Origin of the sequence: Streptomyces sp. NPDC101152 (genome assembly GCF_044768275.1) — a bacterium.
In the GTDB taxonomy this organism is placed as follows: Bacteria; Actinomycetota; Actinomycetes; order Streptomycetales; family Streptomycetaceae; genus Streptomyces.
The window spans coordinates 417,681-430,681 of the sequence record NZ_JBIWPO010000001.1 but is presented as its reverse complement, the minus strand read 5'-3'; the positions used below and the strand labels follow the sequence as shown (position 1 = coordinate 430,681).

14 protein-coding genes and 1 tRNA gene are annotated in these 13,001 nt (G+C 63.3%); 5 read left to right on the top strand and 10 right to left on the bottom strand.

The annotated features are described in order from the left end of the window. Positions 1-121: 121 nt before the first annotated feature. The gene (locus ACIRVK_RS02065; RefSeq protein ID WP_404242963.1) at positions 122-625 is read right to left on the bottom strand and encodes a response regulator; all 504 of its coding nucleotides are present in this window, start codon (positions 623-625) and stop codon (positions 122-124) included. Between the two features lie 363 nt (positions 626-988). On the opposite strand from ACIRVK_RS02065, the gene ACIRVK_RS02060 reads away from it, so the two are divergent. Then, positions 989-1,060: transfer RNA gene (locus tag ACIRVK_RS02060), tRNA-Arg, on the top strand. Positions 1,061-1,323: 263 nt separating this feature from the next. On the opposite strand, the gene ACIRVK_RS02055 is transcribed toward ACIRVK_RS02060, so the two are convergent. The 9 genes from ACIRVK_RS02055 to ACIRVK_RS02015 all read right to left on the bottom strand — a co-directional run bounded on the left by ACIRVK_RS02055 (position 1,324) and on the right by ACIRVK_RS02015 (position 7,477). After that, entirely contained in the window at positions 1,324-1,845 is a 522-nt protein-coding gene (locus ACIRVK_RS02055; RefSeq protein WP_404242961.1) for a DUF2199 domain-containing protein, read from the bottom strand. Between the two features lie 113 nt (positions 1,846-1,958). Continuing rightward, positions 1,959-3,347 (bottom strand): tyrosine-type recombinase/integrase, encoded by a 1,389-nt coding sequence (locus tag ACIRVK_RS02050; RefSeq protein ID WP_404242959.1) that lies wholly within the window; start codon positions 3,345-3,347, stop codon positions 1,959-1,961. Continuing rightward, positions 3,344-3,556: a helix-turn-helix transcriptional regulator gene (locus ACIRVK_RS02045; RefSeq protein WP_404242957.1), complete on the bottom strand. Its 213-nt coding sequence runs from the start codon at positions 3,554-3,556 to the stop codon at positions 3,344-3,346. Before ACIRVK_RS02045 ends, ACIRVK_RS02050 begins: the two co-directional genes overlap by 4 nt. Further along, positions 3,546-4,910 carry a replication initiator gene (locus tag ACIRVK_RS02040; protein WP_404243147.1) on the bottom strand — a complete coding sequence of 455 codons (1,365 nt, stop codon included), beginning with the start codon at positions 4,908-4,910 and terminating at the stop codon, positions 3,546-3,548. The genes ACIRVK_RS02045 and ACIRVK_RS02040 overlap by 11 nt, the downstream gene beginning before the upstream one ends. Positions 4,911-4,912: 2 nt before the next feature. Beyond that, on the bottom strand, positions 4,913-5,173 hold the full coding sequence (locus tag ACIRVK_RS02035; protein ID WP_404242955.1) for a hypothetical protein: 261 nt from the start codon (positions 5,171-5,173) through the stop codon (positions 4,913-4,915). 104 nt (positions 5,174-5,277) lie between these two features. Next, entirely contained in the window at positions 5,278-5,568 is a 291-nt protein-coding gene (locus ACIRVK_RS02030; protein ID WP_404242953.1) for a hypothetical protein, read from the bottom strand. A gap of 32 nt (positions 5,569-5,600) precedes the next feature. Continuing rightward, the gene (locus tag ACIRVK_RS02025; RefSeq protein WP_133044655.1) at positions 5,601-5,795 is read right to left on the bottom strand and encodes a hypothetical protein; all 195 of its coding nucleotides are present in this window, start codon (positions 5,793-5,795) and stop codon (positions 5,601-5,603) included. 12 nt (positions 5,796-5,807) lie between these two features. Further along, entirely contained in the window at positions 5,808-7,130 is a 1,323-nt protein-coding gene (locus ACIRVK_RS02020; RefSeq protein WP_404242950.1) for an FtsK/SpoIIIE domain-containing protein, read from the bottom strand. After that, complete coding sequence (locus ACIRVK_RS02015) at positions 7,130-7,477, bottom strand: hypothetical protein (protein WP_351479727.1); 348 nt, start codon at positions 7,475-7,477, stop codon at positions 7,130-7,132. The genes ACIRVK_RS02020 and ACIRVK_RS02015 overlap by 1 nt, the downstream gene beginning before the upstream one ends. Positions 7,478-7,679: 202 nt before the next feature. Here ACIRVK_RS02015 and ACIRVK_RS02010 point away from each other — a divergent pair, with 202 nt between their 5' ends. From ACIRVK_RS02010 to ACIRVK_RS01995, 4 genes are all read left to right on the top strand, one after another. Continuing rightward, positions 7,680-8,420, top strand: coding sequence for a GntR family transcriptional regulator (locus ACIRVK_RS02010; protein WP_404242947.1), 741 nt, complete (start codon positions 7,680-7,682; stop codon positions 8,418-8,420). A 531-nt stretch (positions 8,421-8,951) separates the two neighbouring features. Further along, complete coding sequence (locus ACIRVK_RS02005; protein WP_404242945.1) at positions 8,952-9,707, top strand: hypothetical protein; 756 nt, start codon at positions 8,952-8,954, stop codon at positions 9,705-9,707. Positions 9,708-9,761: 54 nt separating this feature from the next. Next, a complete protein-coding gene (locus ACIRVK_RS02000; protein ID WP_404242943.1) occupies positions 9,762-11,099 on the top strand; it encodes a YbaK/EbsC family protein in 1,338 nt (445 codons plus the stop codon). A 465-nt stretch (positions 11,100-11,564) separates the two neighbouring features. Further along, positions 11,565-12,752, top strand: coding sequence for a type II toxin-antitoxin system death-on-curing family toxin (locus ACIRVK_RS01995; protein WP_404243145.1), 1,188 nt, complete (start codon positions 11,565-11,567; stop codon positions 12,750-12,752). The last annotated feature ends 249 nt before the right edge of the window (positions 12,753-13,001 follow it).

The following is a 13,001-nucleotide window of genomic DNA, read 5'->3' as shown; positions in this document are numbered from 1 at the left end:
GGGAGGAGGGGGGTGGGTATGCGAGCAGGTTTGGGGAGGTTCCGGGATGTGGGACGGGCGGGGGCGGGGATCCGGGGCGCCGCACCTGCTGTAGCTACGGCTACGACTGGAAGCTCGTCGCTCAGACGTCAGCCCGCTCGGCGTCACCGATCCCCAGCGCTTCCGGCAGCCCTACGCCCCCTACGTCCCGTCCCTCTCCTCCCGTTCCCCCCTCACCGCGCGCGATCCGCCTCCGCTCGATCAACTCCTGTACGAGACGGACGAGTTCGGCGGGCTCGAAAGGCTTGGCGAGAAAGGCGTCCACACCGACATCGAGCCCGGTCTCCACCTCGTACGGGGTGCAGGCGCTGATGATGGCGAGGGGAAGATCACGGGTACGCGGATCGGAACGCAGCCGGGCGGCGGTCCGCAGCCCGTCCAGCCGGGGCATGACGACATCAAGGGTCACCGCATCGGGCCGAACCTGATGAACGAGATCCAGACACTCGGCACCGTCGGCCGCGGTCACGACCTCGAGCCCCTCCAGCTCAAGATTGACCCTGATCAGCTGCCGGATGACCTTGTTGTCGTCCACAACAAGCACCCGACCCGAAGCGCCTGGCACAACTCGAGAGTAGGTCGACATTAGCCACCGCGTCCGGCTTTTCCTCACTTCCAACCTGTGCGGGGGATGGGGGTGTCCGTATACGACGCCGGGCTGGGCGTGGGGACGCCAGGTGCTGCACGGAGCAGGCGTGGGCCGGGACTGACAGACGCCGGCGCCGCCGTCCCCAGCCGACGCGGGGTCCGGCGGGCACTGCTTGTACGCAGCGGGCATGGACTCGGGCGACGGACGCAGGAGCTTGCTGCGCGGTAGGCCTGGCGTCTGCCCCCAGCTGCCCCGACAGCACGGGCCGCCACCCGTCGCTGCGCCAAGAAACCCGTTCATGAACACCCCGAAGGAGCTGGTAGGGTTCTACCCGTCGCCGCCAAGCAAGGCGCCCGACACGCCCCCGTAGCTCAGGGGATAGAGCAACGGCCTCCGGAGCCGTGTGCGCAGGTTCGAATCCTGCCGGGGGCACCCATCGTGAGGTGCCCAAAGACCCCGTCACCAGCGGAAACGCTGAGGCCGGGGTCTTCGCGTATGTGCAGGCGGATGCCGCCGAAAGCAGCCGTTTGCCAGTGATCACGTTGTAATAGCGTGTTGATCTTGAGGGGCTTCGCGGCAGGTCAGGAGGCATTTCGCGGACCTCTGCGCGTAGCCGTGTGGACTGTCTGTGGACCGACCAGAGCCCGGGACCAGAGACAAGCCCGGGTCCTGATTCGTCGGTCATGTCGATCGGATCAGACGTTGTCGGCCTTGGGATGGAGGATGGCCTCCGCGATCTGGCGCACGTGGTCCTGGGTGATACCGGTCCGCTGTTCGACGGCGAGCGGATGGTCAGTGGGTTCCAACTCGATATAGGGGCGCTGGCCGACCGGACGAGTGTGAGCATTCGTCTTCAGGTTGAGTGTGCTGGGCGAGTACAGACCCAGCTTGGTGGTCAGCCAGCCGAAGTAGGGCTTCTCAGCCTCGCGACCGGAGGTGTTCCACACCTCAAGGGCTCGGGCGAAGTTGTCTCGGCTCAAGGAGACCCAGACGCCCCAGGCGAAAGAGTCTTTCCTGCCGATCACCGGTATCTCGATCATGCCCTTGATGAAGTAATGCTGGCCTTTGATGATGCACTGGTCGGCGGAGAGCATGCTGTCGGGATCATCCGCGTAGCTCTCGTCCCAAACATCTGGAGCCATGGTCGAGTAGCCCATCGGAAGCTCTGCGTGGTACTCCCCGCAGCATGAGCAGGTGAAGCCGAGATCATTCGCCATGGCCGGGAGCTTAACCAGTCGGTGATCACGCCCACTTGCGTGCACGCAAGTGGGCAGACCAGAGCCCCGGACCAGAGGCAGCCGGGGCTCTATTTGTCAGTCATTGACCGATGTCAGTCCGTCAAGTCGTCCCCCTCCCCCAGACCCTCCATGATCCGGTCGTTCATCTCCTTCTCCTGGCCGTCGATGCACTTGGCGTAGATCTTCAGAAGGACGTCGACCGAGTGGCCCGCGCGGGCGGCGACCTCCGGGGCCGGGACACCGGAGTTGAGCCACTGGGACACGCCCGCGTGGCGTAGGTCGTAAGGTCGGAAGGCCAGGACCGAGGAGACCTGGTCAGGCACTAGCGCCAGCTCCCGAGCCTGCTTCCACGCTCGGGAGTACGAGGAGGCCGCGATCACGTTGCCCCGCTCGCTGGAGAACAGCCGGCCATCCTTCGCCGTACCGAACTCCTTCAGATGCTCACGGAGCAGCCGCACCAGCGGAGGCGGTATCGGCACGATGCGTACCTCGCCATGGGCCCGCTGTTTCAGGCCGCGCCGGTCATGAGCCTCGCCCGAGTCCGTCCAGGCTTTCCCCGCCGTGGGACGGGTCTCCGCCAACTCGATGCGGCCCCACCCCGATGCCGGAAGCGTGCAGTCGGAACGCCGCAGCCCCAGGGCCTCCCCCGGTCGCATGGCCGCGTAATACAGGCACCCGAAGAACGCCCGCAGCCGCCGGCCGCTCGCCCGGTCGTAGCCGCCCACGTACGTGAGCGCAATCAGCAGCTCCCGAGCCTGCCGAGGATTGACCACCACCCGACGGTCAACTTCCTGCACCGCCCGCTTCCCACGCTTGCGACGAACCCGCGACAGCGGATTCGACGGAAGGTGCTCCAACTCCACTGCGTACTCAAGGGCGTTGAAGACGACCGCGCGCCGCCGTCGGTACGTCTGAGTCGCAGCCGGTTTGCCGTCCAGCTTGCGACCGAGCGCATCGATCAGCTCATGTACCCGGGCGATCTCCTGAAGCTCCCCCACCGGCAGCGACGCCTTCTCGATCCACCGCACCGCCGCCGCGATCTCCTCGGGCCGCTCCCGCTCCTGTCGCGGAACCGGCAGAACGTACGAGCGCAACGCCTTCCGAAGCACCTCCGGAGCAGGCCGCCCTCGTGCCGGTTTAACCACGACGGGAATGACCGTCGCCAGTGCATCGGTCATGCTGTCCCGTTGCTTGGCCGACGCCTCCGACCAACGCGCGTCCAGGTACTTCACCGACAAGTCGAGGAACGACAAGGCAGCCTTGCCCCCGCGCAGCGAGTCGGGCAGACCGGTGACCGTGTCGAACGGCTCGCCCTTGTCGAGCGCCCGCACCAGCTTGGCTCGGAAGCGGTCAGCAAGCGCCATAGTCTTGTGCGACTCGCTGAACGGCTGTCCATCGACCACCCAGCGCACGAGGTACGTCGGTTTCTTGGTCGTCTTGTTGACCGAGATCTTCCAAACGGAGACCTTGTACGACTTCACGACGCAGCCCCCTCCGCCCGCTCCTCCAACCAGTCGTTGAGCACGTCCCGCCGAACCCGGAGCTCCCCGTTGGGGAGCCGTATGCAGGACGGAGCGAGCCGCAGTTCCCGCCAGCGGTAGAAGGTGCGCCGCGAGATGCCGCCCAGTTCATCGAGCACCTGGCGGACAGTGAGCAGTTCGGCCGCCTTCGCGCGGCTGTCACGCGCCATGGAGACCACCGCCCTCCCGCACGGAAGCGGCCAGGAGCGCTGCGGCCGGCGAGTAGCCGCGTCCGGCGTAACGCCACTGGCCGACCGTGACAGTCGGGCCGTCGACCAGGCCGAGGGCAGCCTGTTGCTGCTCCGCACGGTGATCGGCACGCGCCTGTCGGAGCGCGGTCAGGGTCGTCGAGTAGCGGCGTGACTTGGTGGAGAAGTGCCCGCCGTACCCGAGCATGTGAGCCCACCGGCGCAGCCCGAGAGGCTCGAACTCTGGCAGACCGCCGAGCCACCAGCACGTACCGATCATGCGCAGCACGTGTGCACGCACCGGCAACATGACCATGTCCCGCGCGCGGTAGATCCGACCGTCCACCGCGCCAGCGGACTCGGCTCCCTTTGTGGCGTACTTGGCGATGTAGCCCGCAACGGCCGCCGCGGAGGCAGGCCGCTCCCCCGAATTGCGCCCGTACGAGGTGACCGGCCGTACGTCGACCTGCGTACCGAAGCGTAGCTCCCGCGGACCGACGACGTCAGCTCCCGGAGCGGCCAGCCGTACCCGACCGGCCACCTCCCGAACAGCGTCGATAAGCAGCGGCGCGGTCACCCAGCCCGGCGGAGCCGAGTCGGGGCCGTCCGGTCCGTCGAGGCGGATCACGCCATGGAAGTGGACCAGCCCGCGCCGCTGGTACTCGGCGACCTTGGCGTACGAGAGCCGAGCGACTTCCCCAAACTCCGTCCGCGACAGCCCGGCACGCCGTGCAACCTCTCGCCGCAGCTCGAGCCCGAACCGATGCCAGAGCCGACCGGCGAACGCGTGCCAGAGGACAGCGCCCGCATAGTCGTAGCAACGAGGACAGATCGGCTCGCCAAGACGGAGATCGTCCGCCGAGTGACGCTCAAGGCATCGGATCTGTCGGCCATGGGAGCACATCTCCCCCGCCCGGCGAGGACGACAGGCCCGAACGCGCCCACCGTGTTCCCGCCGCGTGTGAACCGGGCCGAAGCTGGGAGCGGTGAGTGTAACGAACACGCGCGGATAGCCACTCACCGCCTCCGTGACGTTCTTGCCGCCGACGAGCCCGGCCCGGACGAGTTGGTACGTGTCCGCCCGATACAGGGCCGAGCAGGCCGGGCAGACCGTCGCGCGCCGGTTGCCGCAGGCGACGAGCAGGCGACCGCCGTAGACGTCCGACCCGTACGAGAGCAGGGCCGCACCCGTGGTCGTGTCGTAGACGGTCGCCGCGCCGACCAGATGAATCGGGTTGGTGCAGCCGCCGAGGCGGACGATGTTCCGCCTCCAGGCCGCGAAGTCCGCTTCTGCTGCCCTGGCGACCAGGGCAGCAGCGTTGGTCGTAAGGGTCATGGTCATCGGCGACCACCCCCACCGCCGAACGCATGCGCCATCACAGCCGAGATGCCCTCGGGCCGAGTCTTGGCGCTGAAGCGGAACGTCGGATCCGTGAGCCAGAGCGCCGCCGCGTGCGCAGGACACAGGCGTTGCTCGGTGTCGTCGAGCCCGACGAGGACGACCTGTTCCCGTCCGGCGCAGGTCGAGACCTCCGACTCGCGCTGCCTGAGTTCGCAGTCGGGCAGCGGGGATTTGCGCGAATGAAGCGCGCTGGTCAAAGTGTGAGTGCTCCTTTCACTGCTCATGTGGCGGATGGAGTGGGTTCCTGACGGGGTCGGGTTTGGCGACTTCGCGCCCCGTCGGGAGCCCTTCGTACGGGCGATCACTGCCGCTCCTCGGGCGGGATCGCGACGACGACGTACGCGATCGGTCCGAACTCGCGGCGAGCGCTGAAGTGGCCCTGGCCAAGGTCCTCCGCCGGCACGCCGAGCGGAGCAGCGACGCACGCCACTCCCTCTCGCCGACCGGTGGAGTCGGATGCGTCGACCAGCAGGACGACCGATGCATGGCGCGGTACGACGACCGCGGGGTTGGCTGTCAGGAAGTCGACCCGCTCCCGGAGATCGGCCAGGAACGCGGCACGGTCACCGGAGCGGATGACGTAGTCGGACACGGGATGTACCCCTCTCAGGTCAACGGGTCGTTTCAGAAGCGGAGTTGGCCGAGGAAGCCGTTCACGCCGTCGAGGAAGGCCTGAGCGAACGGCGCGGCCACGGTCTTGGAGAGCAGGAAGCCGAAGGCTCCGCAGAGCAGCGCGTCGATCCACCGCAGGTACCGGATGCGGAGAAGGAACCAGATCAGCAGGCCGAGCAGCAGAACGGCGGACATGGACACGAGCACGGCAGGCCCCTTTCACGGCGCTTCGACGTGCAGTTCGGACAGGACGGGAGTCAGGTGCGCGTACTCGGCGGCGACGGCTTCCGCCTCTGCCTCCGTGATCAGGTGCGAACGGGCCCGCTCCCACCCGTCACCGGATGCGAGAACAGCCGTACCGGCCTGTTCCGGGGTGATGGCCTGCGCCGCCTTCAGGGCATCGGGATTCAGATCCCCGAGCGCCATTTCGGCCGTACCGGGGTCGGCCACGCGATGGCAGACCCGGCCGCCGAGCTGTGCCCGCAGTGCGGTGACGCCGGGCCCCAGGTCGGAGCCGACGCGTTGGCCGGCGACAACGAGGAACACCCCAAGCGCTGCGCCGAGTTGGGCCAGCCGGATCAGCGCCGTACCGGCCGCCTGAGCTTCGTCCTTCTCGTTCCGGTTCGCGACGAGGAACAGTTCCGCCAGCTCATCGACGATCACGACGACGGGGACGGGACGTTCCTTGTCCGGCAGACCCCAGATGTTGCGGACTCGAGCCATCCGGCAGACGGTCATGCGGTCGAGGGTCAGGTCTACGAGCGCGGCCAGCAGCCGGACCGCCTGTTCACGGTTGGTCGCGAGGGCGGACAACCGCGGTTCGTAGAGGGACAGCTCCATGCCGCCCTTGCAGTCGATACCGACGAGGGCGACGGGTTGCGGAGCCAGCCCCGCGACGAGAGCGTTGATCAGCGTCGACTTGCCGGACCGGGTGGCACCCACGATCAGCCAGTGCGGCACGCGCCGCAGGTCGAGCACCCACGCGGCCCCGGTCTCCAACGCACCCACGGTCACCCGGAGCAGATGACCAGGGCCCCGCTGCTTCGGCACCCGAGGCGCGGCCAACGGGTCAGCCGCCGAAGCGACGATCCGTACGACGCCCGGCTTCCAGGAGGTCACCCGCACTGCGTGAACCTGCCAGTCCTCCGCCATGGCAGGCGCAGCCTTGACGAAGTCCTCGGGCACCTGGCCGGGTAACAGCCGTACGAGGAGCACGAACCCGCCGGAGGTCGGGCGTATGAACCCGCGACGCGGCACCCGCGGCTGAGGCGGAGGCGCCCCATTGCCGACGAGCCCAGACACCACAGTCAGTGCCGGCCGCCGACTCACGGCGAGCCCACATCCGGCCATCAGGGGCCGCCAGGTCTGCATGACCCGGAAGGCCGCGACCGGGAAGCCGAGTAACAGCCACCAGGCGACGGGATAGCGGCGGCGCAGGGCCGGGCCCGCGAGAAGCAGGCCCGACACCAGCACTGCGGCCACCACCAGAACCCAACTCGGCCCGGACGAACCGGCCGAAGCGGTGGAGGAGGCCAGACTCATCACTGCGCGGCCCCCTTACCCGTCGGCGCGGGAGCGTTCAGGGGCCGGATCTCCGCCGCGCGGAACGCGATCCCGTGCCGCCCCTCGTTCTCCCACGGCGTGGCGACCAGGTCCCTCACAGCCACCGGCATGCCGAGCTGCACCCCACTCGGCTCACCGGCCACGCTCACGTTCACGACGTCCGCCGACGCCCCGGCCATCAGGCAGAGCCCGACCTGATACATGGTCTTGCCGGTCTCGCGGTCAACACGGAGCTGACCGGTCTCTCGGTTGGCGACCCGCGGAGCCGGGGGAACGGCGCAGATGATCCCCGTGTACTTCGCGGTGTCAATCGGAAGGCTTGCCACTTCTTGGATCTCCTCTTCTCTGGCACCCGAAGGCCGATCCTCCGGGTTGCTAGACCACCCGTAGTACGGGTGACGCAGACAAGAGTGCAACCCGTAGTACGGGTTGTCAACCGACCCAGCCGTACGCGAAGCTGTCCACGATCGTGGGCACCCTGTCTACGACGAGAAACAGCCGCAGAAGCCACGGCCACGGAGGGCCCGCATGCCGCCGAAGAACACGCAGCCGAAGTACCGGCAGATCGCCGACTACCTGCGCGATGGCATCCTGGACGGCACCTTCCCGGCCGGCCAACCGCTCCCGTCCGAGGAGGCGTTGGCCAAGCAGTTCGGCGTGACGCGCCCCACAGTCCGTCAAGGCCTGTCCGAGCTACGGGCATCCGGTCTCGTCGAGGCCATCATGGGCCGCGGCACCTTCGCCCGCTCTCCCCACAGCCGCCCCAGCCACACGCGCCCACGCGGCGTACGCCGAGCCCCCGACGGCCGCTACATCGAAGCCGACGGCATCCGCTGGACCGACGCCGAACCACCCGTAGCCACCCGCACCGACGCCCCGCTGGCCCTGGCGGACCTACTCCGCATCCCACCCGGCGAGCCGATGTTCACGTACGACGCCCTACAGACGGCAGACCACGGCCGCCTCCGCCAACTCCACCGGACGTACGTACCGTTCTCCGTCCTGATCGACACCAAGTACGAGGAGGCGGCACCGCCGCCAGCACCGGAGCTCTACAGCGCACTCGCCGACCTGGGTCACAAACTCCACTTCACGGAGTACGTGCGCACCCGCATGCCCCTACCGGACCAGGCCCAGGCCCTCCGACTCGCCGACGGCGTGCCGCTCCTGCACATCATCCGCGTAACGCTCGCGGAGGCGGACAAGCCCTTGAGCCTGGAGGAGTTCCACCTGCCGGGCGACGAGTTGGAGCTGTCGTTCAGGCTGTAGCCACCCGAGTTGGCTCAGACTTTCTTCACGTGATCAAGGCGGCTCGCTCCGCTCCCCGCGCGCGGCCCGGCCCCCGACCGGGCCTGCGCTCCTGTCTCCGCCCCGCTCCAGCCCGGCCGGCGCCCGTGCCGCGCGCAAAACATGCGGCCGCCTGATGCCAGAGAAGCGGTACGTCGTGGCTGGGACGGTCGGCTCCACGGCTTTACGGAGCCACTTTGGCGCGAGCCTCGAAGATCATGGCCCCAACGTCGTGCTTTACCGGGCAGGTCCACAGACTGCCCGACGCGCCGGAAGCTTACGGGGCCATGATCACTCCCGCCAAAGCAGCGCCACCCCAAAGCCGCTCCGCCGACCTCGGCACTCCATGATGCGACCTCGTTCTCATAATTGTTCCATTTTCGGCGACGCTGCCACGTAACGCACAGAGGAAGTTAACCCCTCAACTTTTCCTGACATCTCTCCGCGTGCGACCTCAGGGTTCACCGCCTAGCATAGAGGTAAACGCAACCGGATTTATGGAGGCGTTCCAACATGGCGGGCGAATCAGGCAAACTTGCACTGGTAGGACGCGGGCCAGCTGGTGTAATAGCCCTCCTAATTGGTCTGGGTGAAGTACTCGTCACCACAGCAGCCATCAAAACCAGTGGCTGGATTCAAGGCCTCTTTTCCACATTTGCCGTTCTGTTCATTACGGCGATCGCTCTTGGTTTTTTTCACATCCTCAAAAGTAACCCACTAATTCTTGTACCTCCGGAATCCTACACACAGTACGCCACCTTGAACGATCTAGCAGACGCCATGCACAAATATTCCGCGTACAGCCAGACAACCTTGTCCCAAGCCACGCGGATAAGTGCTGAAGCCGGTGCGCGTCTGGCGTGGTCGCAGGAAAGTCCTGTGCGCCATAGCGAACTGGAAAATGTCGTGGAACGTGCCGTAAAGCTCACCGAGGATAAGGTGGCACAGTCCAGTATCACCGTGGACATCTCCCAAATAGCACCCGAGGAAGATGTGGCAACTGTACTTCTTCCCGTAGACGAGGAGACCGAGGTCTCGACCTTCTTGAATCAGCTCTACGTGCAGGTAAGTCCACACGTTAGGCCATTTACCTACGGCGAGAGATGGATTCTGAAAGACGCGAACGGAAAACAGTTGCAGGATATGGGGGCCTTGTGGGCCCGTGAACATATGGGCACACCCTTCGATCCTCGCCGGTTGAGTGAGTTCGGCGTGAAGGCAGGGGTACGACTGACGGCAATAGAAATACCGGAGCGGGATGACAATTAACGGCAAGTTGCTACGGGCAATCTATCTGCGGCCACCACTCAGGAGGGGAAAGGCATGGACTGGGAAATTGGACGTACCGAGCACCTAAAACTGTCTGAAGCGGTTGCCGATCGATATGACGACCTTTATGCAGAGAGTAATTTTGCCACCGGCAGCTATATGGATTATGAAATCCAAGTCCTCGAACAGTGGTCTCATGAAGCACCCGATCATGATCTGGCCATAGATTTGGGATGCGGAACAGGGCGCGACACATTTGTTCTGGCTCGGCGCTTCGACCAGGTCTACGCCTACGACTTCTCCCCTAAAATGATTGAAGTGGCCACACAGAAGAAGATTTCGAGAGCAATCGGCAATGCTCTTTTTGAGGTTCAGGATGTCGAGGTGAATCCGCTCGATCTCCCTGCAGGATGTGCATCTCTTGTCAACTCGGCATTCGGAATGGGAAGCTTCGTACAAAGCGTGGAAGGATTTCTCCGTGTCGTGAAGCGAGCGCTAAAGCCTCAAGGCATTGCTATTTTCTCGTTCTATAATTCGGCTGCCCTGGTAAACGGCCTCAACCTGCAATGGCGCCCAGCTCTAGCGGCGAGAGCAGTGGAAGGAGAGGACGCCCTACGAGTTGACTTTGGCGGCGTAGAATACACCATCTCAGCACGCTCTTATTCGCCACGAGAAATCAAGCGGAAGGTAGAAGGAAATTTCAGGCTTCTGAGCCTAACCACCTTTCCGACGCTGTCAGCCTTGTTCCCTCAAGAGCTATTCTCTGATTCGGTGGCGCGTAAACTCTGCACGAATGTAGATCACCTGTTGGCGGGAAATCTGGACATAGCTGCCGGGCCCTATATCGTCGCTGTCGGGCGCCGCGAGGGGCGACCTCAGTACAAGCCTGAGGTGAGCGGATACGAGTGGGTAGTCAAGCTACTTAAGCGCCATAACGTTACCCTTGACGTTCGTCATCACGGACCGGTTAAAAACATGGAAGAGGTTGAACAAGTCATACAGGCTGATAGAGGGGAACTGATTAAGTCCATCCTTGTGGCAACTTCCGGCGATCCTAAACGTGACAACCTTCATCCACAGCTCTTTCTCTTCGGAATTCCCGCTGACCGCAAGTTGGACTTCGGGAGGGTTGCTCGTTACCTCGGAAAACCTAGGCGTTGCGTTACTGCGGCAACGCAATCACAGGTGGAGGAGCTAACAGGATTCACTGTCGGCAGCGTACCGCCATTTGGTATGCCGAAATACGTTCCCGTGATATTGGATCATCGATTGCTCGGAAAGCATAAGGTTTGGTGCGGAACAGGAAAGTCTACGGAGTCCCTTCGGATATCGATCGAAGATCTGAAGCGGCTGAGCTCTTTTTCGGTCGCTGACATATCAAAGCCTTACTGAGTGAGTGACCAGAGCAGCAGCCCACCAATACAGCCAGCAGTTCGGGGACGAAGAGGTCATGCCAGGGGTGCGGGAAACCACGGGGAGCAACGGGGAATCGATCGGCGATCCGTCCAGGCGCCGGCACCCTTCTGCCCCAGGTGCAGCCTGCGGCAGAAGACCCGAGCTCCCCAAGCTGAGAGTGAGAATTCGATTCTCATCCCCGCTTCACGATAAATGCCCAGGTCAGCGACCCAGGCGTCTGCAATGTTCATACACTCAGGCTGGAATAAACCGATGCTGACATCTACCTTTTTGCCCTATTTCGCTCTCGCCCGTGGAGGATTGGGCGTTATGGCTCGGCTCGCACCAGGCCCAACTTGATTAGGCATGCCAATGATCAATTTCAACAAGCCTCGCACAGAGGGCCGCTCAGTCGTAATATGACCTTGAAGGTCGAAACATGGGGAGTCGTTGTTGTCCAAGGTGAAGACCATTAGAGAACTGGCCGACGAAGCTGGCCTTGACTACGATCTCGCACTTGTAACCCTGTGGGACGCGGGTTATGAGTCGCTAGAAGACATTGACGACACGATACCTGTGCGCGATATGTCCGGTGTTTGCTCAACACTGGGGGTAGTCACAGCTAAGAAGATGCAGTGTCTAGCATACTGGGTACAGGCCTGGGGGGTGACAGAGCAAGAAGCGCGGGAGCGTCTACTGACATATGGAATTTCTGTATCGCCAGATGCGCGCATGCTACCTAAGGGTGCCCTCAAAAAGCTAAGAAGATCGGGGGTTTTCTCCCCGGTCATTACTTCTCCTATTCCTACCTCAAGCGGGCAGTCAGACGAACCAGAATTTATCTGGCAGACCGTCGGTCGAGAGCGCGAGGCCGATTTGCTTTCGTCTGCAGACATTCGCAGCATCCACGACGCTCTTGTAGAGGATTTCAGAGTTTCTAAGGATCCAATTGATCCACCCGGCGTGCGAGACAATAACCTTCTGGAATCTGCTGCGTTTCGCCCTGGCACCTCTCTGGGTGGTGAGCGTAAATACTCGACCGTCGAACTGGCTGGTGCGGCGTTGCTGCACTCAATTATCCACAACCACCCGTTCCATAATGGAAACAAGCGTACCGCTCTCGTCTCAGCCTTGGCCTTCCTGGATCGGAATAATGTGCTTCTCACTTGCACAGAGAGCGACTTGTTCAAGTTGGTTTTGAAGGTAGCTCAACACCGTCTCGTGCCAACTGGATGGAGTTCGGTCGCCGATCGAGAAGTTCAAGAAATTGCTCGATGGATCCTGAAAAATAGTCGGCAAATACAGCATGGAGACCGCCTGTTGAAATGGCGCGAGCTCCGCCGAATCCTTTCACGATTTGACTGTCAGATCGGCTCTCCAATGCCTGGGAACAGGATCAAGGTACAACGTACGGTTCAAGCGAAAGGCTTGTTCGGTCTTTCAAAAGTGAGAACCTACGGCGCCACAGTCGGGTACCGCAGCGACGGCCACGAAGTAGACGCAACCCTCCTGAAGCACCTACGTAAAGAGCTTCAACTAGACGACGAACACGGTGTCGACTCCGCCTATTTCTATGGAAGCGATCCTCGCGAACCAGATGAATTTATCACCCAATATCGAACGCTTTTGAAGCGACTAGCAAAATTGTGACGGCGAACTTTGAAGGAACTTGACTGTAAGGACGATCCAATAGGCTTCTATGCGTGTTATGGACGCTGAAGGGCACGGCCCGTTGCTACTTGTACCTCCATCAGGGTGACTGGACGAAGCGTGGCCAAAGTGAACTGAAGAAGGGTGCGATCAGGTATCGCGAGAAGTGATTTGCGAACCACACAGAACACCACCTGCGTGTCTAACTGCGTGACAACGCCGACGTACAACGGCGGACGGGCGCGAACG

Bases quoted from the DNA above. Each gene is read 5' to 3' on its own strand.
- ACIRVK_RS02065 (WP_404242963.1), bottom strand. From the start codon at position 625: ATGTCGACCTACTCTCGAGTTGTGCCAGGCGCTTCGGGTCGGGTGCTT.
- ACIRVK_RS02055 (WP_404242961.1), bottom strand. From the start codon at position 1,845: ATGGCGAATGATCTCGGCTTCACCTGCTCATGCTGCGGGGAGTACCAC.
- ACIRVK_RS02045 (WP_404242957.1), bottom strand. From the start codon at position 3,556: ATGGCGCGTGACAGCCGCGCGAAGGCGGCCGAACTGCTCACTGTCCGC.
- ACIRVK_RS02040 (WP_404243147.1), bottom strand. From the start codon at position 4,910: ATGACCCTTACGACCAACGCTGCTGCCCTGGTCGCCAGGGCAGCAGAA.
- ACIRVK_RS02020 (WP_404242950.1), bottom strand. From the start codon at position 7,130: ATGAGTCTGGCCTCCTCCACCGCTTCGGCCGGTTCGTCCGGGCCGAGT.
- ACIRVK_RS02010 (WP_404242947.1), top strand. From the start codon at position 7,680: ATGCCGCCGAAGAACACGCAGCCGAAGTACCGGCAGATCGCCGACTAC.
- ACIRVK_RS02005 (WP_404242945.1), top strand. From the start codon at position 8,952: ATGGCGGGCGAATCAGGCAAACTTGCACTGGTAGGACGCGGGCCAGCT.
- ACIRVK_RS02000 (WP_404242943.1), top strand. From the start codon at position 9,762: ATGGACTGGGAAATTGGACGTACCGAGCACCTAAAACTGTCTGAAGCG.